This is a genomic window from Campylobacter sp. RM9328, assembly GCF_012978615.1.
Genome location: NZ_LIWF01000005.1, coordinates 68,683 through 88,082, shown reverse-complemented (window position 1 = coordinate 88,082; position 19,400 = coordinate 68,683). Strand labels below are relative to the sequence as shown.

At 36.5% G+C, this 19,400-nt stretch carries 12 protein-coding genes; 1 reads left to right on the top strand and 11 read right to left on the bottom strand.

Annotated features, from left to right (window positions below; translation table 11 throughout):
- Positions 1 to 5 precede the first annotated feature (5 nt).
- From CCAL9328_RS04755 to pbpC, 6 genes are all read right to left on the bottom strand, one after another.
- The gene (locus CCAL9328_RS04755; RefSeq protein ID WP_169935983.1) at positions 6 to 680 is read right to left on the bottom strand and encodes a methionine ABC transporter permease; all 675 of its coding nucleotides are present in this window, start codon (positions 678 to 680) and stop codon (positions 6 to 8) included.
- A complete protein-coding gene (locus CCAL9328_RS04750; protein ID WP_169935981.1) occupies positions 680 to 1,636 on the bottom strand; it encodes a methionine ABC transporter ATP-binding protein in 957 nt (318 codons plus the stop codon). The genes CCAL9328_RS04755 and CCAL9328_RS04750 overlap by 1 nt, the downstream gene beginning before the upstream one ends.
- Positions 1,637 to 1,680: 44 nt before the next feature.
- Positions 1,681 to 2,664, bottom strand: coding sequence for a diaminopimelate dehydrogenase (locus CCAL9328_RS04745; protein ID WP_169971748.1), 984 nt, complete (start codon positions 2,662 to 2,664; stop codon positions 1,681 to 1,683).
- Between the two features lie 105 nt (positions 2,665 to 2,769).
- Complete coding sequence (locus tag CCAL9328_RS04740; RefSeq protein WP_170000135.1) at positions 2,770 to 5,385, bottom strand: valine--tRNA ligase; 2,616 nt, start codon at positions 5,383 to 5,385, stop codon at positions 2,770 to 2,772.
- Between the two features lie 117 nt (positions 5,386 to 5,502).
- On the bottom strand, positions 5,503 to 10,620 hold the full coding sequence (locus CCAL9328_RS04735) for an alpha-2-macroglobulin family protein (protein WP_170000134.1): 5,118 nt from the start codon (positions 10,618 to 10,620) through the stop codon (positions 5,503 to 5,505).
- Between the two features lies 1 nt (position 10,621).
- A complete protein-coding gene (gene pbpC / locus CCAL9328_RS04730; RefSeq protein ID WP_170000133.1) occupies positions 10,622 to 12,805 on the bottom strand; it encodes a penicillin-binding protein 1C in 2,184 nt (727 codons plus the stop codon).
- 61 nt (positions 12,806 to 12,866) lie between these two features.
- Between pbpC and CCAL9328_RS04725 the strand changes: the two genes are divergently transcribed.
- Complete coding sequence (locus tag CCAL9328_RS04725) at positions 12,867 to 14,900, top strand: ATP-dependent helicase (RefSeq protein ID WP_170000132.1); 2,034 nt, start codon at positions 12,867 to 12,869, stop codon at positions 14,898 to 14,900.
- 19 nt (positions 14,901 to 14,919) lie between these two features.
- On the opposite strand, the gene CCAL9328_RS04720 is transcribed toward CCAL9328_RS04725, so the two are convergent.
- The 5 genes from CCAL9328_RS04720 to htpG form a co-directional block, all read right to left on the bottom strand.
- On the bottom strand, positions 14,920 to 15,309 hold the full coding sequence (locus CCAL9328_RS04720) for a DUF3237 family protein (RefSeq protein ID WP_249318021.1): 390 nt from the start codon (positions 15,307 to 15,309) through the stop codon (positions 14,920 to 14,922).
- 114 nt (positions 15,310 to 15,423) lie between these two features.
- The gene (locus CCAL9328_RS04715; protein WP_249318018.1) at positions 15,424 to 15,828 is read right to left on the bottom strand and encodes a DUF3237 family protein; all 405 of its coding nucleotides are present in this window, start codon (positions 15,826 to 15,828) and stop codon (positions 15,424 to 15,426) included.
- A gap of 102 nt (positions 15,829 to 15,930) precedes the next feature.
- Complete coding sequence (locus tag CCAL9328_RS04710; protein WP_169935968.1) at positions 15,931 to 16,584, bottom strand: DUF3137 domain-containing protein; 654 nt, start codon at positions 16,582 to 16,584, stop codon at positions 15,931 to 15,933.
- Positions 16,585 to 16,840: 256 nt separating this feature from the next.
- Positions 16,841 to 17,404, bottom strand: a complete 564-nt coding sequence (locus CCAL9328_RS04705; protein ID WP_170000131.1) for a LemA family protein — start codon at positions 17,402 to 17,404, stop codon at positions 16,841 to 16,843.
- A gap of 66 nt (positions 17,405 to 17,470) precedes the next feature.
- Positions 17,471 to 19,327 (bottom strand): molecular chaperone HtpG, encoded by a 1,857-nt coding sequence (gene htpG, locus CCAL9328_RS04700; protein WP_169971740.1) that lies wholly within the window; start codon positions 19,325 to 19,327, stop codon positions 17,471 to 17,473.
- Positions 19,328 to 19,400 lie beyond the last annotated feature (73 nt).

The window sequence follows — 19,400 nt, the reverse complement described above, 5'->3', positions numbered from 1 at the left end:
TTTTTTTATTTTTTCGTCCATTTATAGGCTAAATTTCCTAAAATTTGAACGATTTGTACCATGATTATCAGGATAACTACGGTGTAAAACATTATATCAGGGCGAAATCTCTGATATCCGTAATTTATCGCAACTGCTCCAAGACCGCCACCACCGACAGCTCCAGCCATCGCTGAAAAGCCGATATTTACGATAAGAGTTAATGTAAATGCAGATATGATACCTGGAAGTGCCTCGACAAACATTATCCTAAAAATGATCTGAAAATTTGAAGCACCAAAGCTTTTTGCTGCTTCTATTATGCCGCGATCAACCTCTTTTAAAGAGTTTTCAATAAGCCTAGCCACAAAAGGAGCAGCTCCGATGGTAAGTGGAACGATCGCAGCAGTAGTGCCTATGCTTGTGCCAACTATCATTTTTGTGATAGGAAATAGTACGATGATAAGGATGATAAACGGAAAGCTTCTTAGGATATTTACACAAATATCAAGTATAAAGTAGACTTTAGAATTTGGTTTTAGGCCGTCTTTATCAGAGATGATGAGTAGAACGGCAGGGATAATGCCTATGACAAATGCTAAAAATGTAGAAACAAGGCTCATGTAAACGGTTTCGTTTATAGCAGGGAGTAAAATTCTGTTAAACACATCAGGAAATTTTGAAAAATCAATGCCAAACATTACGCCACCTCCCATAAAACGCCACTTTTAGATATATAGTCAAGCACTTTTTCTTTGTCTTCTTCTTCGATGTTTATTACCAAATTTCCAAGAACATGGTCGTTTAGCTTTTCTAATTTGCCCCAAACGATGTTAAAATCAACATTTAGCGTCCTCGCCATATGTGTTATGATGCTGTGTTGGGCGACTTCTTTTGGAAAATACAAGCGAATATTTATGCCACTTTCTGGCAAAATTTCCTCTTCGCCAAGAAATTCTTTCATTTTTAAGTCGGGTTTTAAGAATAACTCCTCGATACTGCCGCAGCCTATTATCTTTCCATGTTCTAGCAGTAACGCACGAGAGGCGACACTTTTTACGACTTCCATTTCATGAGTAACCAAAACTACGCTTATACCAAGCTCTTTGTTGATACGTGTTAAAAGCTCCAAAACACCTTTGGTTGTATTTGGATCAAGCGCAGAAGTCGCTTCATCGCTTAATAAAATTTTTGGCTCCAAGGCTAATGCTCTTGCTATGGCGACGCGTTGTTTTTGACCGCCGCTTAGCTCGTTTGGATATGATTTTAATTTATTTTCAAGGCCAACAAGGCTTAAAAGCTCATTTACTTTTTTGTTTATGTATGCGCCGTCAAACCCCCAAAATCTAAGTGGAGTTGCTACATTTTCAAAGACAGTTTTGCGGTTCATTAGTGCGAAGTGTTGAAATATCATCCCGATATCTTTTCTAAAACGCCTTAACTCATCGCCTTTGATCTGGCTTATCTCTTTGCCAAACACCTTTAGGCTTCCTTCTTGATAGTCCTCAAGTCCGTTTATACAGCGAAGCAGGGTTGATTTACCGGCGCCACTGTGTCCGACTATGGCAAAAATTTCGCCACTTTCTATCTGCAAACTTACATCGTTGATGGTTAATGTGTCGCCGTAATATTTCTTTAAATTTTTAATTTCAATCACTAAAATTCCTTTTTTGGCAAAACCAGTCATTTAAAACTGTTTGCTTATAAAATTTCTTTTCTTAGCTCTTCTGTGCTTTTTGGTGATATTAATGCCGGAGCTATGTCAAAAACTGTGTATGCACCGCTCTCGCCCTTTGCATTTAAGCGGTAAGCCGCACGTGCGTAAGCCACTAAAACACTAGCCGTAAATTCCGGGTTGGAGTCTAGTTTTAGCGAAAATTCGATTAGGTGTTTACTTTCGTCGTTTTCACCTGTTTTACCACTTCTTAGCACAAAACCACCGTGCTGGATACCGCCGTGTTCGCGTTTAAGTGTTTCTAGGTCGACAAAATGCACGCTTGTGTTATAGTCGGCAAAGTAGTTTGGCATAGTTTTTATCTCGTTTTCAATACGAGCTTTATCAGCACTGTCTTCTACTACCACATAGCATTCTCTTAGGTGTTTTTCACGTGTAGAAAGTTTAGGATTTTCACCATTTCGGACACTATTTAATGCGCTCTCTATCGGCACTGTATACTGTCTAGCATCCACTACGCCTTTTACACGGCGTATGGCGTCAGAGTGTCCTTGACTAACACCTTTACCCCAAAATGTATAACTCTCGCCATTTTCTAACACACTCTCACTATAAAGGCGATTTAGTGAAAACAGACCCGGATCCCAGCCTACGGCTATCACGCCTACTTTTTTACTTTTTTTAGCCTCAGCATCAACTGCTGCAAAGTGTTCTGGAATTTTAGCGTGCGTGTCAAAGCTATCAACGACGTTGAAATTTTTAACAAACTCAGGAGTTTGTGTAGGCAGGTCAGTAGCACTTCCTCCACAAAGTATTAGCACGTCAAACTCGCCCTTGTGTGATAAAATTTCATCCATTTTAAATACAGGCGCACCGCAAGTTTTTACGCTGCTTGGCTCACGACGGCTAAATACCGCCGTCATCTCTATATCTTTTGTGTTTCTTGTTGCTAGTTCAACGCCACGACCTAAATTTCCATATCCCAAAACTGCTATTTTTATCTTACTCATATTTTTCCTTGTTAAATTTATCTGTTTTTTGTGTTTTAAAATCTATAAATTTCAAGGCACGCGTTCAAGTCGCCATGTCCTAACACAAAAACCAAAAAATTTCACCTATTGCGCTCCAAAATTTGCTAGCTCACCAACTACTTTTTCAAGCTGTGCTTTTGCATTTTCTAGCCCTTCGCGGTTAGTTTTGATGACTTCAGCCGGTGCATTTGCTACAAATTTCTCATTTCCTAGCATATTTTCTAGCTTTGCTACCTCTTTTTCTAGCTTGTTTTTCTGCCCCATTAGACGCTTTACTATCTCACTAGTATCGATGCCTGATAGTGGTACAAACACGCTTAAATTTTCGCTAACATCAACGGCAGAGTTTGCCACTTTCTCAGTGCAAATCTCTATCTCCTCGCATTTTGCCAGAAGTCTTACGTAGTGTATCACAGCACTCATATCCTCATCCACCATCATATAAGCCTTGGCTATCTTTGAGTTACCAAGATCAACAGTCGCTTTTGCACGGCGTATGCTTACTATGGCTTCTATAACTAGTGCAAATTTACGCTCGATATCCATATCACGCTCATTTACCTTTGGATACGCCTCGACCATTATAGAGTTTGTATCCTCTAAATTTGTACCACTTAGCTCGTGGAAAAGATACTCAGAGATAAACGGCATAAACGGACTCATCGCCCTCATCGCCTCTTTAAATATCGCCCCAAGCTCTGCCACACTAGCCTTATCACCCTTGCTTAACTCGATACCCCAGTCGCAAAACTCATCCCATAAAAATTTATAAAGTGCATTTGCCGCATCGTTAAAGCGGTACGCTTCGACGTTTTCGCGCACGACTGCCACACACTCGTTAAAGCGACTTAGCATATATCTGCCTAGCTCGGTTTTTACCTCTATTTCACTTAAATTTTCAAATTTTGGTGCGTTTAGAAGCAGGTACTTACTCGCGTTATAAAGCTTGTTTGTGAAGTTTCTAACTAGGACCATTTTCTCTTCACTTAAGCGTATATCGCGACCCTGCACCGCTAAAAGCGTAAGCGTAAAACGTAAAATATCAGCCGAATACTCATCTATCTTATCAAGCGGGTCGATGATATTTCCACTACTTTTGCTCATCTTTTTGCCATCTTTATCTTTTACCAACGCGTGCAGGTAGATATCTTTAAACGGTATCTCGCCAAGTGCGTTTTCACTCTGAAACATCATCCTAGCAACCCAGAAAAATAGTATATCAAAGCCTGTTATAAGCATAGTGTTTGGATAAAATTCTTTTAAGTCGTTTTCAAACCATTTCTCATTTTTAAGCTCGTCGCCGTTACCCCAGCCAAGTGTTGAGATAGGCCACAAACCACTACTAAACCACGTATCTAGTACGTCAGGGTCTTGCGTGAAGCTCTTACTACCACACTTTGGACAGCACTCAGGCGTATCGCTCTCATCCGCCCACTCATGCCCACACTCGCAGTAAAATACAGGAATCTGATGTCCCCACCAAAGCTGACGGCTGATACACCAGTCTTTTAGCTCTCTCATCCATGCATTAAAGCTATTTATCCAGTGTGACGGATAAAACTCCGCCGCGCCCTCGTTTACCTTTTTTATCGTCTCGTCCGCTATCTCGCTCTTTACAAACCACTGTTTTGAGATATACGGCTCGACCACGTTTTTACAACGATAGCAGTAGCCCACTTGGTTTTCGTAGTCTTCGATTTTCTCTACATTTCCTATCTTTTCAAGCTCAGCCATCACTATATCACGCGCCTCAAGTCGCTCAAGACCTTTAAATTTATCGCAGTAGTCGTTCAAAATCCCTTGCTCGTCAAATATCGTGATAAACTCTAAGTTATGGCGTTTGCCTACTTCATAGTCGTTCACGTCGTGTGCAGGAGTTACTTTGACCACGCCCGTTCCAAACTCCATATCAACGTGCTCGTCCGCGATGATAGGAATTTCACGGTTTATGATAGGAAGCACGACTGTTTTACCTATTAAATTTTTATAACGTTCATCATTTGGATTTACCATAACAGCCGTGTCGCCAAAGCATGTCTCAGGTCTGGTGGTCGCCACGATAACAAATTCTTTACTTTCTTTTAGAAAATATCTTAGGTGGTAAAGCTTGCCCTTATTTTCCTTATGTTCAACCTCTACATCACTTAGCGCGCCATCATGGGTGCACCAGTTTACCATGTAGTTACCGCGTATGATAAGACCTTTTTCATATAAATTTACAAATGCCTTCTTTACAGCCTTTTTAAGCCCCTCATCCATAGTAAAGCGCTCTCTACTCCACGCAGGAGTGATACCAAGACGGCGCATCTGATAGACTATCTGACCGCCACTTTTTTCCTTCCACTCCCATACTTTATTTACAAATTTTTTGCGTCCCAAGTCCTCTTTTTTTGTTCCTTGTGCTAAAAGCTGTTTTTCTACCACGTTTTGAGTAGCGATACCAGCGTGATCAAGCCCTGGTTGCCATAGTGTTTTGTAACCGTCCATACGCTTATAACGAGTCATAATATCTTGAAGTGTAAAAGTAAGCGAGTGTCCGATATGAAGCACTCCAGTGACGTTTGGTGGTGGCATCATTATGCAGAAATTTTTGCCATCTTCTTGGATAGACTTGTTGCCATCTATCTCAAAATATCCGCGCTCTTCGCAAATCTTATAAAATTTCTCTTCTATCTCTTTTGCATTGTAAAAATCAGCCACTTTTTTATCCTTAATTATTATTTAAAAAATGCTCGATTTTATCAAAAACTTGTTTAAATTTTGCTTTTTAAGGGGCTAAAGAAGATGGAGCAGGGTGAGAGCTAGTCACCCTTTTGTTTACTTTATAATAAAGCTCTTTGTAGCTAAATCATGGTCATTTTGTGCTTCGTTATACATGTTTTCGCCTATGACAGCAGGCAGAGAGTATTTACCTTTTAAAACAACTCGGTAAGGTGTATAGATAATTGCATTTTCACCGCCTTTTAATTCGAAAAAGCTCAAAACTCTATCGTCCTTTATGAGCTGATGTGATAAATTTATGCTATTTGTTACGGCTTCATCTCTTGTAAAATTTGCTAAATTTTCATTTATGGGCTCAAAACATGTGCTAGTTATCTCGTTTAAAGCACCCACAAGGTCTGCCTTGGATAAAATTTCAACTTTTGAGTAAACTATATCGTTGAGCTTAAGTGAATTTAGCGATATTTCTTTACCATCATTTGTGACAAAAGTCCTGTAAATATCAAGCTCTTTTTTCTCTTTTGTATGCTTTATCTGCAGAGGCGTATAGGCACTTGAACTGATTGTTATAAACAAATCTCCGGTTGCTTCTACTTCAAATTCGCCCTTTTTTGTGTTTAAATTTATTGTTTGATTTGCGTTAAATTCTTCAACTTTGCCGTCGTATTTTACTTTAAATTTCACATCTTTATCATCTTTTAAATCTGCAAAATAAGCATTTAACGCACGAAGCATAAACGCCCTTTCTTGTGTTGAGCGAGCGCTGTTTGTTTTTGTTAGTAGCTCTTTTGCAAGATTATCTGAAAATGTATTTTTCTCAAAATTTGTAGCGTGCAGATATAGTATAAATGCCTTGTCTCTTAAATTTGAGCTAAAGCCTATGCTCTCATTTTCTGTCTTAACTACATCTAAATTTTTAAGTACCACCAAAGCTTCGTTTTTGTATCCAACCGCTTGTAGTATCGAAGCCATTAGGTATTTGCTAAGAGTGGTTTTTGTGTAATTTTTAGTGTCGTAAATTTGATTTATCTCGCTCATGCTGGCTTTTGAATTTTTACTTAAAACATACATCGCATAAAGTGCGTTATCACCGTTTGTGTGGTGCTTTAGTCCATTGATCGCTTGTTTTTTGATATTTTCATCCACGTTAAAACCAGCTTTGCTAAGCTCAAAAAGCACATCGGCAGTGTATATAGAAGCAAAGCTATCAACCGCTCCTAGCTCACTCCAGTATCCAAATTCGCCATTTTTATTTTGCATTTTACTTAGTTCTTTTATGGCACTATTTATAAACCTAACTCTATCTTTTTCTTCGGTTTCGTCTGCGCTTTTTGCATGAAGTAGGGCTAAAAGGCGACTTGAGCGTTGTTCGGAACATCCATATGGGTAAGAGATTAAATTTTTTGACATTGCCGCAAGTAGACCGTAAATAGAACTTGAAGCATCAATTGCTATGTCTGTATAGCCGTTTGCGAGCTTGAATTTTCGTGATTTATGCACACTAAAGCTTTTTGCGTAAGTGCTTTTTGGTTGGGCATTTATGATGGTAATGTTGTTTAAATTTGCAAAGGTGTTATTTGCTTCGTCTGTAGCTGTTATCTCAAATTTAGCATCAGCAACATCTTTTGCTTTTATATTAAAATTCAAAGCTATATTTTCAAAAGGTTGTAGATTTACAGATGTTTGACTTAAATTTATATCCAGGTTGTGGCTGTGACTTGAGCTTAAATTTAGAGTTTTTTTATTTTCCGTAGTGTTGAGGATACGCAAAATCCCCTCTATCTCATCGCCGTTTATCATATAACTAAGCTTTGTGGGTTTTAAAACTACATCGTCTTTAACCTCTAAAACAGCACTGGTGCTTGACATCTTTAGTTTGCTTGAACTTATAACATCTATACGGATGGCCGAGTTAAAGTCGCTAGGTGTTTTAAACATGTAAACCGCAGTTCCATTCTCGTCAGCTTTAAGCTTTGTAGCTTCATAAAATGTTTTTATGTTTTTAGTATCTACAGGACTTTCGTATTTTGCCATTTTGGCAGCCATTAGCATATTAGCGCTATCTCCGCCAAAATTTAGCGTTTTTGCATTTAGCTTGTAGCCTGTTAGTCTATCGTAAAAATCATAGTCAAAAACGCCGTCGCTAACAACTTTATCAAAAAATTGAAGTGGATTTGGGGACGGTTGTGAAGTGATGTTAAGTATACCAAGATCTGCTAGAAATAACGCTATATCGGCATTTGGTTCGGTTTTTATCTCGATCTTAACGTCCTTGTTTGTAAATGAGCTTTTTGGGGCATTTAACAAAAGTTGTATGTTTCTATCGCTTTTATCGGCGTTTGCATAGACTTTCGCATGTGTTCTAAACGGTGTGCTTCCCTCATCTGCTAGTCGGTAGATGTTCGCACTTACATATAAACCGGTAAAATCAAAATCAAGTTTAAATTTAACATTTGCCGAGTTGTTTTTTATCCTTGCAAGCTTATATGCTTTTACGTTTCCGCTTTCTACCGTAACAAGCGCTAGTCCTTCTTTTATGACCGAACTTATATCTGCGCTTAGCTCATCGCCTTTTTTGTAGCTTTTTGCATTTAGTTTTATCTGTGCTTTTGAAAGCTCTTTTGTTGGCATTAAAGTTGAGTATGTATAGCCGCTGACATCAATGTCTATGCTAGTGCTTGCTTTGCTTATGATGTCAGTTACTACGACTGTATAGTTGCCGCTTTGAGCAAAGGCGTATTCTAAAGCGCTATTTTCTTGTGTGAATGTAGCTATGGTTTCTAGGCTTTCAAACCATCTTAGCTCGTTAAATGCGTCGGTTGTATAGTTCCAAATTCGTCTTTTTATCTCAAATTTTAGATTTGGCTTAACTTCTTCCATATTTTTTGTATCAAGCACTACGGTTTTGAAATTTACCTTTTCTTCAGGCTCGACAAAATTTTTGTTTGCATAAATTCCAACTAAATTTTGCTTCGGAAAGATAGTTATTAACTTACTTGCGCTTACATTTTGCCCATCGTCGTTTATGTTAAAATTTATTATGCCGTTTGCTATGCTTTGGGTTTGGACGCTGTCGTTTATATCGATAATAAAAGACTCCTTGCTTGTGCCCTTTTCATCGAGTTTAACAGGCTTATAAAAGCCATCTAAGGCTAAATTTTTAACAGTGTCGTCTTTAAATTTATAGTCTTTGTATTGTTCGTTTTTGTATTCTAAGTCAACAAAATCAATCTCCAAACTACCGTTTAAAAAGCTTGCCTTACTTCCAAATAAATATGAGCTTGACAATAAAATTTTGCCTAGCTCCTGGGCATGAAATTTATCTTTTGCAAGAGTTATTTCATTTTTTATACGAGTTGGAGTAAAGCTTTCAACGTAAAATGGCTCTTTTGATAAAATTTTACCGGCATAAATAACGCTAAAAGTAAACCTGCCACTAAGCTCGCTTGATATACTTTCGTTAAAGTCAAAAGCACCTACTTCATTTGTTTGATAGGTTAAATTTGCTATCTCTTTGTTTTGCGGATCGGTTATTTTGACTTTAACAGGCATGTTTGAGATCGGAGTAAAATTTCTATCTCTTAGATAGCTTACACCTTTTATGCTTTCATCTGGTCTTATTAAATTTGATGCAAAGTGTGTAAATGCGTCGATAGTTTGGTTGCCGTCTTTTAGTGAATACGCAGCGTCTTTGTTTATATGTCCGTCTTCATTTATAATCAAGAAATTTTGCTCTTTTGCAAGGCTTACGACAACCGAGCCTACATCTTTATAAATGTCTTTTTTGCTAAATTTAAAAACACCTTCGTCATTTGTTGCACCTATCGTGATCTCGTCGTTTTTCTTGCTGTAAATTTTAACATTTGCATTAGCTAGCATTATGTTTTCACCAAGTCTGTTGGCAAATACGAAAATTTCATCCTTGCTAAGTTTTGCATTTACTGCTATATCACTTAGATAGACTACTTTTGAGGTGTGTTTATCTTTGTCGTAGTATAAATTCACACGATAAATTCCATCTGTAACTCCGGTAAAGTCAAGTTTGATTTTATGTGATGAAAACTCGTTTAAAACCCCGCCTAGTTCGTAGTTTTTAGAAGCTATCTCGCTTACAAATTCGTCTATGTCGTTTGGTTGTGGTTTGAAATTTAAAAAATATCTATAATTTTGATCGCTAAGTTTTTCTATAACTACTTTAAGGTTGCTTACATTTACACTTCTTATGCCGATCTCTCCGACGCTTGATATATACGGCTTATCGTTTATAAATTCTGCAAAAGGTGCTAAATTTGGCATTTTAACGATATAAGTACTATCGTCTCTTACTACATTCCAGTTATCGCCAAAACCTTTTTTGATAGTTATTTCGTATTCGTTAAGGGCTTTAAATTCATCACTTACGATATCAAAATAATAATAAAAATCCTCACCTATCTCATCCGTTTTGTTTTCGTCTATGACATATCCGATATTTGTTATTTGAAAATTTTTGACGCCTTTTATTTCGATAAATTTATTAAAATTTCTATCATTATAAAGCCAGTCTTTTAGATAAATTCTAGCTGCTAGTTTTCCGTTATTTAGGCTTTGAGGATAGAGTTTGTCTATCGTTAAAGTTTTTGCTTTTTCATTTTCTACTACGATATTTTCTTCATTTAAGGGTTTTGAGTAAGTTATATTAAGGTCGGCTCCCAAAGTCGCGTTAAATTCGCTACTAAAGTCTTTAGGAAGGTTAAAAGCGGGGTTACTTTGAGCTTTGTCTAAAGCTATAACAAAAGCCTTTTCAAATGAATTTTGTATACTAAAGTTGTTGTCGTTTATGGCTAGCTTTTGTTTTAGCTCATTGACGCTGACTTTGTCGTTAAATTTTAATACAAATTTATAATCTGAAATTTTGTCTATGCTTTTTAATTCAAAATTTGGAGTGCTAAAGTTTATCTTGCTGTTTTGCATTTTGCAGGTGTGTTTTTTGCCTGCGTGAAGGTCTTTGGTGTAAAGGATGATACTTTTTGTTTTGTATTCTATAGTTGCGTTTATTTCAGGCACGCAAGTTAAAATTTTATCATCGCTTGTTGTTCCTACGAGTTTTTCATCTATAGTTTCATTTACGCCAAATTCTATCGAAAACGGCGTTTGTGTGATATTTTGATCAAAAGTTAATGCGCTTAAATTTATAGTTGTAAAAAGTATCAAAAGCGCTTTTGAAAGATTCATACTATCTCCTTATCTCTATCTTTATCTCTTTGTAGTTTGAATTTTCATCAAGACATCCTATGCGGTGCTGACCTGTCGCCAAACTAACGATATTTTCGCTTGCACTTTGGCGTTTGATAAATTCGCCGTTACCAAGCGTGATGTAAATTTCATCTCCTAAATAAGCGTAACATTTTATCATAACTTTGGTTTGATTATTATCATTTATGAAGATTTGACCATCATATAAAGAGGCAAAGATCGGAGCTTTATCTCGTAAAAACTTAGCACAAGGACTTTGTGCGATATCATTTTTGTTTAAAAATCCGTTTTTATACATAAAATCAAGCTCTTCACTTCTTAAATTTTGACATTTGTTTTGAGGCCAAACACCGAGAATTTGCTCATCTTGTTGCATATTTTTACATTCTTTAAACTCAAAACTATCAAGGCATGTTGGAGCTAGAACTATGCCGTCTGGTTTTTGCATGAAATTTAGTTTTTCTTTTTGAGAAAGCAACTTAAACATGTCAAACACAACCGAACTAGCGTCATTTAAGCCTGTTAATCTACTCGTCTTCTCGCCGTTAAAATTTCCTATCCAAATTCCAAGAGTATAGTTTTGATCAACTCCCAGCGCATATAGATCTCGCGAGTTATAGCTTGTACCTGTTTTAAATGCGATGGTTGGTGTATTTTGGGCGTATTGCCATGCATTTTTTAAGATGCCCCTACTTGCTTCGCTCATCATTTTTGCGCTCAGATAAGCACTTTGAGGGCTTATGAGGTTTAAAATTTCATTTTGGTTATTTACAAATTCACCTGCAAACTCAAGCGGTAAAAGCTTGCCGCCGTTTGCATATATCGTATAAAGACGAGTGAGGTTTAAAAGGCTTATTTCAGGACTTCCAAGCGCTATGGAAGCTCCGTAAAATTCCTTTTTGTTGTCTATTAAATTTATCTTTTCAAGTAGTTCATAAAGTGAGTTATCGCCAAGTTTTTGATTTAAATTTACGGCGGGGATATTTAGGCTAAGACCTAGCGCGTCCTTTGCGCTTACTTTACCCAAAAAGTCGTCGTTAAAATTTCTAGGAACATACTCGTTTATGTAAATTTGCGTGTCTATAAGCTCGCTTTTTGGAGTGATAAGTCCGCTATCAAGGGCAAGCGAGTAGATAAAGGGCTTTAGTGTGCTACCGACATTTCGTTTCATATTTAGGCTAGAGTTTTTGCCGTCTTTTGAGCTTTGATCGTGTGAGCCGATAAAGGCTACGACACTCATTTTTTTATTATCTATCAAGACGGCTGAGGCGTTATTTGCGCCATTTTGCTTGAGTTTGAACATGGTTTGATTTAAGATGTTTAATAGATCGTTTTGAAATTCTAAATTTAAATTTGAGTTTGTGATACCATTTTTAAAAGCGACATCGGTGTAGCTTGGAGCATGAAAGGGGGCATTTAAGCGAGTATTTACAAAAGGCTCATTTTGAGCACGCTTAAGTGCACTAAGGTCGATGATGCCTGCATCAAAAAGCAGTTTAGCGACGCGGTTTTTTAGTGTGTTTATGTCTGATTTTTTATCAAGGCGATTTTTGTTTGGATTTTTGGGTATTGTGGTCAAAAGTGCGATCTGAGCGTAGCTTAATTGTGATAAATTTTTATTAAAATAAAACCTAGCCGCAGCTTTTATGCCCTCGATATTGCCCCCGTAAGGAGCTAGATTAAAGTATAAATTTAAAATCTCATCTTTACTAAAATGCCATTCGAGTTGAAAAGCGCGAAAAATTTCTTTGATTTTATTTGCGTAAGTTCGCTCATTGGCTTCAAGCATCCTTGCTACTTGCATAGTTATCGTGCTGGCTCCTATGCGGTTTTTGTGCGTTATGTTGTAAAAACTAGCGCGAATTATCGAGAGGGGATTAACGCCAAAATGATAGTAGTAAAATTTATCTTCAAAAAGTAAAACGCTTTTTTTCAAAATTTCAGGAACTTCATGTGTGTGAAACCTCCAAGCTCCGTCACTTGCGAGCTTCATGCGTAGAATTTCGCCGTTTTTATCATAAACAACCTTGGAGTCATCTTTGTTTAATTTATCTAAATTTAACGGAAAAAGTGCGTCAAAAAGCATAAACGCCACAAGCAAAATAGCAAAAAAAGACACCGTAAATTTTAGGAATTTTAAAGATCTTGGCAATGTTTTATTCATTGCGTGATTATATCTTATTTTTAACTCACTTTAGGTATAATCACGCCTTTTTGGAGTCATCATGCCGTTAAGTAAACTAAATAAAGAACAATACACCGCCGCAACCGCACCGTTTGGTCATAACCTGGTAATCGCAAGTGCAGGAACGGGAAAGACCAGCACTATCGTAGCTCGCATAGCACATCTTTTAAATTTGGGCGTTTTACCTGAGAAAATTTTACTTCTTACGTTTACAAACAAGGCTGCGAGCGAGATGATAGAGCGACTAGAGCGGTATTTTGACAAAAAAATCACCGCTAAAGTCACGGCAGGGACATTTCACTCCGTCTCATACACGCTACTTAAGTCGTTAAATAAAGGAGTTATACTAAAGCAACCGGGTGAGCTTAAAATTTTACTAAAAAGCTTAGTTGAGCGACGTAAATTTCATCACTTAAGCGATGTAAAACCATATGGCGGCGCATATCTTTATGACATGTATTCGCTTTATCAAAACAGCGTAAGCGATATAAGCTTTGCCGACTGGATAGTGCAAAAAAGCGATGAACAGGGCGTTTATGCTGAAATTTATGAAGATGTTTTAGAAGAATTCGAAAGCGAGAAGCGTAAATTTTCATACGCTGACTTTAATGACTTGCTTATAAATATGAGAAACGAGCTAAAAAATAATGCTCAAATTAATTATGATGAAATTTTAATAGACGAATACCAAGACACAAACACTCTCCAAGGCTCGCTTATAAGCGCGTTTAAAACAAAAAGCATCTTTTGTGTTGGGGATTTTGACCAAAGTATTTATGCCTTTAATGGTGCAAATATCGAGATCATCGGCTCTTTTAAGGATAGATTTTTAGATGCAAATATATACGCACTAAATGTAAATTATCGCTCCAGCTCGTCCATACTTGCTCTTGCAAATAAAGTAATATCAAACAATCCGCGCCTTTACGAGAAAAATTTAATAGTAAGCAGAGAGGGAAATTTTAAAGCTCCGACATTGCTTGTTTATAATGAACTTTTCGAACAATACGTAAATATCGCAGATATCATCTCTCTCTCGCCGTTTTCACGTCAAAATATCGCGATAATCTTTCGAAACAACTCAAGCGCGGACGGCCTTGAAGTCGCGTTAAAAGAGCGAGGGATAAGCTCAAAACGTAAGGGTGGGATAAGTTTTTTTGAAAGTAGAGAGATAAAGGCGCTTGTTGATATCATGGGTGTTGTGATAAACCCAAAAGACATAATGGCTTTTATACATATCTGCGAATATGCCAAAGGTGTTGGAAGTGCGGTTAGCAAGGAGCTTTTTGACGCACTTGTAAAATTAGGACATGGAAGCCTTGTTGAGGGGCTTTTAAATCCTGATGAAAATGTAAACATACAAAGCAATAAAAGACGCAACTACCAACTAGGGCTTTTTGATGACATAGACGAATTTGCCGATGTGTCGCGTTTTTCATCACTTAAATTTAGTGATAAATTTCTATCCCACCCTATACTCAAGATGCAAAAATTAAGCGAAAATGGAGCGATATTTTTATATGAAATTTATAATTTCTTACTCCGCGCAAAACGTATAACTCGTCCAACATCGCTGATAAACGAGATAAGAGATAGCAAAATTTACGAGCTTATCGTGCAAAATATCGCCACAAAACGAGCTACACTGAAAAACGGTAATGTTGACCCGTCGTTATTTAACGAGGCAAAAGAGCGCATAATGAGAAAGTCCGTAGTCTTAGCCGAGCTGTCTAAAAACTATCATGATATGGAAAAATTTTATAACTTTATAACGCTTGGAAGCAATGAGATGAGCGAGGGGGAGGGTGTGAGCTTGCTTAGTGTTCATGCAAGTAAAGGGCTTGAGTTTGACCAGGTATTTATAGTTGATCTTGCGCAAAATCGTTTTCCAAATTTAAAGCTAATGAGCATGGGCGGTTCGCTTGAAGAGGAGCGAAGGCTTTTTTACGTCGCAGTCACCAGAGCTAGAAACGAGCTTTATCTAAGCTATGCTAAATTTGATAAGATAAAAAAGATAAATTATCAACCAAGTTGCTTTTTGATAGAAGCAGGCATGGCAAAGGCAGGAATTTAATCATTTTAGCTCATAAAAGCTAAGAAGCGTTCCTTGTGGAGTGGATACCGCGTAACCGATAAATATGGCTTGTTGTATCCATTTGTATTTTTTTAGAGTAAGCTTCAAATTTTGGCACTGTAACAAAGTATCGAGATCCATCATTCTTTTTATGTATCATGCCTTCATTTTGTATGTATATCGTTTCACCATCATCTAAAAGTATGGCATATCTGGCGGAAATTTCTTTTATGCCGTTTTCTTTTTGCTTTTGGATGTCAACTCCATAAGGCATGGCGACACCGTTTATTTTACCGCTTACCTTAAGTGTAAATGGTACGAAAATTCTTTCGTTATCTCCAAGATATAGTCTTTCTTTGTTTGAATTGATAAGTATACTAAATGTGTATTTAAGTTTTGGTTCTTGCAAAGTAGGGTGCGAAACATTTGCGCACCCTGAGATAAATATGGAAATAAAAGTAAAAATTAAAAATTTTATATTAATTTTTATCATTTAACTTCATAAAAGTTTAATAAAACTTTATCAGGTAGCCTTACAGCGTGCAGCCTCTTTTGCAACTTCAGGGTCTGTTATATGCCTCATACCGCTATTATCAATATAAATTTGAGCCCCGTCATCAAGCTTTATGGCGTATCTTGCGGTAAGTTCCGTAAGTCCGTCAGGGCGAACGACTTGACTATCTACACCGTAAGGCAAGACCTCTCCGTTTAGTTTACCGCTTACTTTACCGCCTTTTATATATATGAGTCTTCTTAAGCCGTGTTCGTCATCTTTGCCGACAACAAGCGGCTTTTCAACCTCTATATCTATCATAAAGGCAAGCTCAAGTTTAGGCTGCTTTAAGTCTTTGGCTGAAATATCAGCAGCATTTAGACCAAAAAGACCGAGTGTGACTATCGCTAATGCAACGAAAAATAACTTTCTCATATAAACTCATTTTAAAAATAAAGTAAATCTATTTTTTAATAGTAATATAAGAATAATAAATTTTTACTGAATTTTGTTCTGTTTTAAAAAATTTTTGTATTTTTAGTTACAAAATAAATTGTTGTTTAAATTTAAATTTTTAACTATATCCAAAAATGTGGTAATCTCTTTTTTGTAAGCGTTTAAATTGTCTTGATCTAGTGTATTTTTCATATCAAGCTCGAAGCTGTCTTTGCCTAAATTTATGTAAATATAAATAAATTCGTCTTTCAAAACAGCACAAATTTGAGCTTTAAAAATTCTTTTTAGCTCGCAAAAATCCTGCATAAATTTTGGTGTTAAAAGATAACGAGCGTTTATTTGATCATTTGTGTAGGTTTTAAAATGGCTTTCAAAAGTAGCATCGTCCATATAGGCTCTATCGCCGTTTGTTTTTATGAAATTTGCTTTTTTGTCTATTATTTGAGTGATAGAATTTATTTTTTTATTAAATTTAGCGATAAAAAGCACTCCTTGAAACACAACAATCTCTTTTTTTATCTCTTTGCCGTTTTGTATGTCTTTTTGCACTCTTTTAACCAAAGCATCACTAAATTTAACCAAAATATCATCTGCTTTGCCATTTACTAGATCATTTCCGCCATAAAATGATATATCGGGACTATAAATTTCTGTAGATAAAAACTCGTTTTTTGTTATAAATTTATCTTTTTCATAGACTAGATCAGGGTTGATATCTTTAATTATGATCGGCATTATTTTGCTTTTAAACTCAACTTTTACGCTTTTGGAAATTTTTGAAACATAGAAATTAAAAGCAAAGACAATAGCGATAGTGCTAAATATAAAAGCTCCTAGTTTATTAAAACCAAAAGCATGAGCATAAAAATGAAAAAATAAAAATGATAATACAGCCACGCAGACAGCTAGTATTAGGGTGTTTTTGCGCTTTTTAAAAACAGCTATCTGCTCTGCTTTAATATCTGCAATATATGAATTTAAATTTTCGATCTTAATCTCGCTTAAAAAGATCTTTTACATCAGGCGTATTTTGTTCGTTTTGAGGTGCTTGAAAAAATTCTTTATGGCTAAATTTAAACCAAGAAGCGACAATATTGCTAGGAAACATCTCAAGTGCGTTGTTGTAAATCATCACGGCAGAGTTATAGGCTCTTCTTACGGCACTTAGCTGAGCTTCTATCTCATTTAGGCTCTTTTGAAGCTCTATGAAATTTTCGTTTGCTTTTAGCTCGGGATAGGCTTCAGAAAGTATTTTTATGCCGCCAAGTGTCGAGCTAAGCTCATTATTTATCTTTAAATTTTCACTCTCATTTGCATTCATGGCTTTACTTCTAAGCTCTGTTACTTTTGTTAAAAGTTCGTTCTCGTGTTCTGCATATCGACTAACGCTTGAAACCAAATTTGGTATAAGATCGTAGCGATTTTTAAGTGCAGCATCAATGCTTGCACGGATATTTTTTACCTGATTTCTTTTTGCGATTAGCGAGTTGTAGATGTTTATAAAAGCGATGACTAGTGCAAGTAGAGCGATCAAAATAGCAACATAAGCGTTCATGAAATTCCTTTAAATTTTTGCAAATTGTAGCATATTTGGCTCCAAAATAGAGCCAAATATATGCCGCTATATCGCTTTTGTCATTATTTTGGTTAAGATTTTGCTAAATTGAGCAGGATCTTCTATGTTCATACCCTCATTTATCTTTGCCATATCAAGAAGCAGGCGAGAGATATCATTTATCATTAACTCGTTTGTTTCTAATTTGGTAAAAATTTCGTGATTAGGATTGATCTCAAGTATAGGTTTTACCTTAGGTAGGTCGTTTTGGCCCATTTGTTTTAACATCATCTGCATAGCAAAATCAGGATCGTTTTTATCATATATTAGCACTGCAACAGAGTCGCTAAGGCGCGAGCTTAATTTTACGTCCTTAACATCATCTTTTAAAATTTCACGCATTTTAACCAACGTATTTGTCAGTTTGCTTTCATCAACGCTATTTTCTTCGCTTTTTATCTCATCGTCTATATCTGCGTGAGATATTGATTTCATAGGAATTTTATCAAATTCATTGGTCATTGGCATAACGATAGTGTCGATCTCTTCGTCCATTATCAGCACTTCTATATCGTTTTTCTTAAAGCTTTCAAGAAGTGGAGAATTTCTAAGCATATTTTCGCTGTTTCCACTTATGTAATATATGCTTTTTTGATCCTCTTTCATACCTTCTTTATACTCTTTTAGGCTGATAAGTCCATCTCGTTTGCTTGATTTAAATAATACAAGATCTAAAACCGCCTCTTTGTCATTACCAAAGCCGTAAAGTGCCTCTTTTAGGACTTTCCCGAAAAATGTGTAAAATTTTATGTATTTTTCTCTATCTTTTTCTTTTAATTTAGCTAATTCGCTTAAAATTTTCTTCACGCTTTGCTCTTTTACGCTTCGCATGATGGCGTTTTCTTGTAAAATTTCACGGCTTACGTTAAGAGGTAGATCTTCTACGTCGATAACGCCTCTGATAAATCTTAAAAACGGAGGTAGAAGCTCTTTTGCGTCATCTGTTATAAAAACGCGCTTTACATAGAGCTTTACACCGCTTTGGTAATCAACTCTAAACAAATCAAACGGCTCTGAACCAGGCACGTAAAACAGCGTGCTATATTCGATCTTGCCTTCGGCTTTTGTGTGGATATGCAAAAGCGGATCGGTACTGTCGTGGCTGATTTGCTTATAAAAGTCATTGTATTCTTGTGTTTTTATCGAGGCTTTGTTCATGCGCCAAAGAGCGCTTGCTTTGTTTATTTGAACGTTTTTTGTTTCGTATTTGCCCTCTTTTTCATCACCACTTGGAGCTACATACTCCTCTTTGTCCATAAAAATCGCATACGGGATATGGTTTGAGTATTTTTTGATAATACCTTCGAGCTTCCAAGTATCGGCAAATTCTTCGTCATTTAGATATAGTGTTATACTTGTGCCGTGTGATTCTTTTGTACTGTTTGAAATTTCATAGCTTTTTGCGTCTGAAGTCCATTTGTTTACCTCGTCGCTTAACGCTTTTTTGCTAACGACTTCTATCTTGTTTGCAACCATGAACGCAGAGTAAAAACCTACGCCAAACTGACCTATGAGCGAGCTGTCTTTTTTGGCATCTCCGCTTAAATTTTGCATAAAGCCTTTTGTGCCGCTTCTTGCGATAGTGCCTAAATTTGCGATAAGCTCATCTTTGTTCATGCCTATACCATTATCACTGATTGTTAGTGTTTTTGCCTCTTTGTTGACGCTTATATCTATGCGTGGAGTGTAGTTTAGACTTTTATATGCTTCATCAGTAAGTGATAGGTAGTTTAGCTTATCTAGTGCGTCGCTTGCATTTGAGATAAGTTCGCGAAGGAAAATTTCCTTGTTGGAATATAGTGAATGTATCATTAAATTTAACAGATCATTCACTTCGGTTTGAAATTCAAATTTGTCTGCCATTTTATGTCCTTTTTAAATTTTTAGCAGATTATATCGTAATGTGATAAAAATATTTTTAAAATTGACTGTGGTA

What these genes read in the sequence shown, in the direction of transcription:
- CCAL9328_RS04725 (WP_170000132.1), top strand. Translation starts at nt 12,867, where the DNA reads ATGCCGTTAAGTAAACTAAATAAAGAACAATACACCGCCGCAACCGCA.
- CCAL9328_RS04705 (WP_170000131.1), bottom strand. Translation starts at nt 17,404, where the DNA reads ATGAACGCTTATGTTGCTATTTTGATCGCTCTACTTGCACTAGTCATC.
- CCAL9328_RS04755 (WP_169935983.1), bottom strand. Translation starts at nt 680, where the DNA reads ATGTTTGGCATTGATTTTTCAAAATTTCCTGATGTGTTTAACAGAATT.
- CCAL9328_RS04735 (WP_170000134.1), bottom strand. Translation starts at nt 10,620, where the DNA reads ATGAATCTTTCAAAAGCGCTTTTGATACTTTTTACAACTATAAATTTA.
- CCAL9328_RS04715 (WP_249318018.1), bottom strand. Translation starts at nt 15,828, where the DNA reads ATGAGAAAGTTATTTTTCGTTGCATTAGCGATAGTCACACTCGGTCTT.
- htpG (WP_169971740.1), bottom strand. Translation starts at nt 19,327, where the DNA reads ATGGCAGACAAATTTGAATTTCAAACCGAAGTGAATGATCTGTTAAAT.
- CCAL9328_RS04745 (WP_169971748.1), bottom strand. Translation starts at nt 2,664, where the DNA reads ATGAGTAAGATAAAAATAGCAGTTTTGGGATATGGAAATTTAGGTCGT.
- CCAL9328_RS04710 (WP_169935968.1), bottom strand. Translation starts at nt 16,584, where the DNA reads ATGCCGATCATAATTAAAGATATCAACCCTGATCTAGTCTATGAAAAA.
- pbpC (WP_170000133.1), bottom strand. Translation starts at nt 12,805, where the DNA reads ATGAATAAAACATTGCCAAGATCTTTAAAATTCCTAAAATTTACGGTG.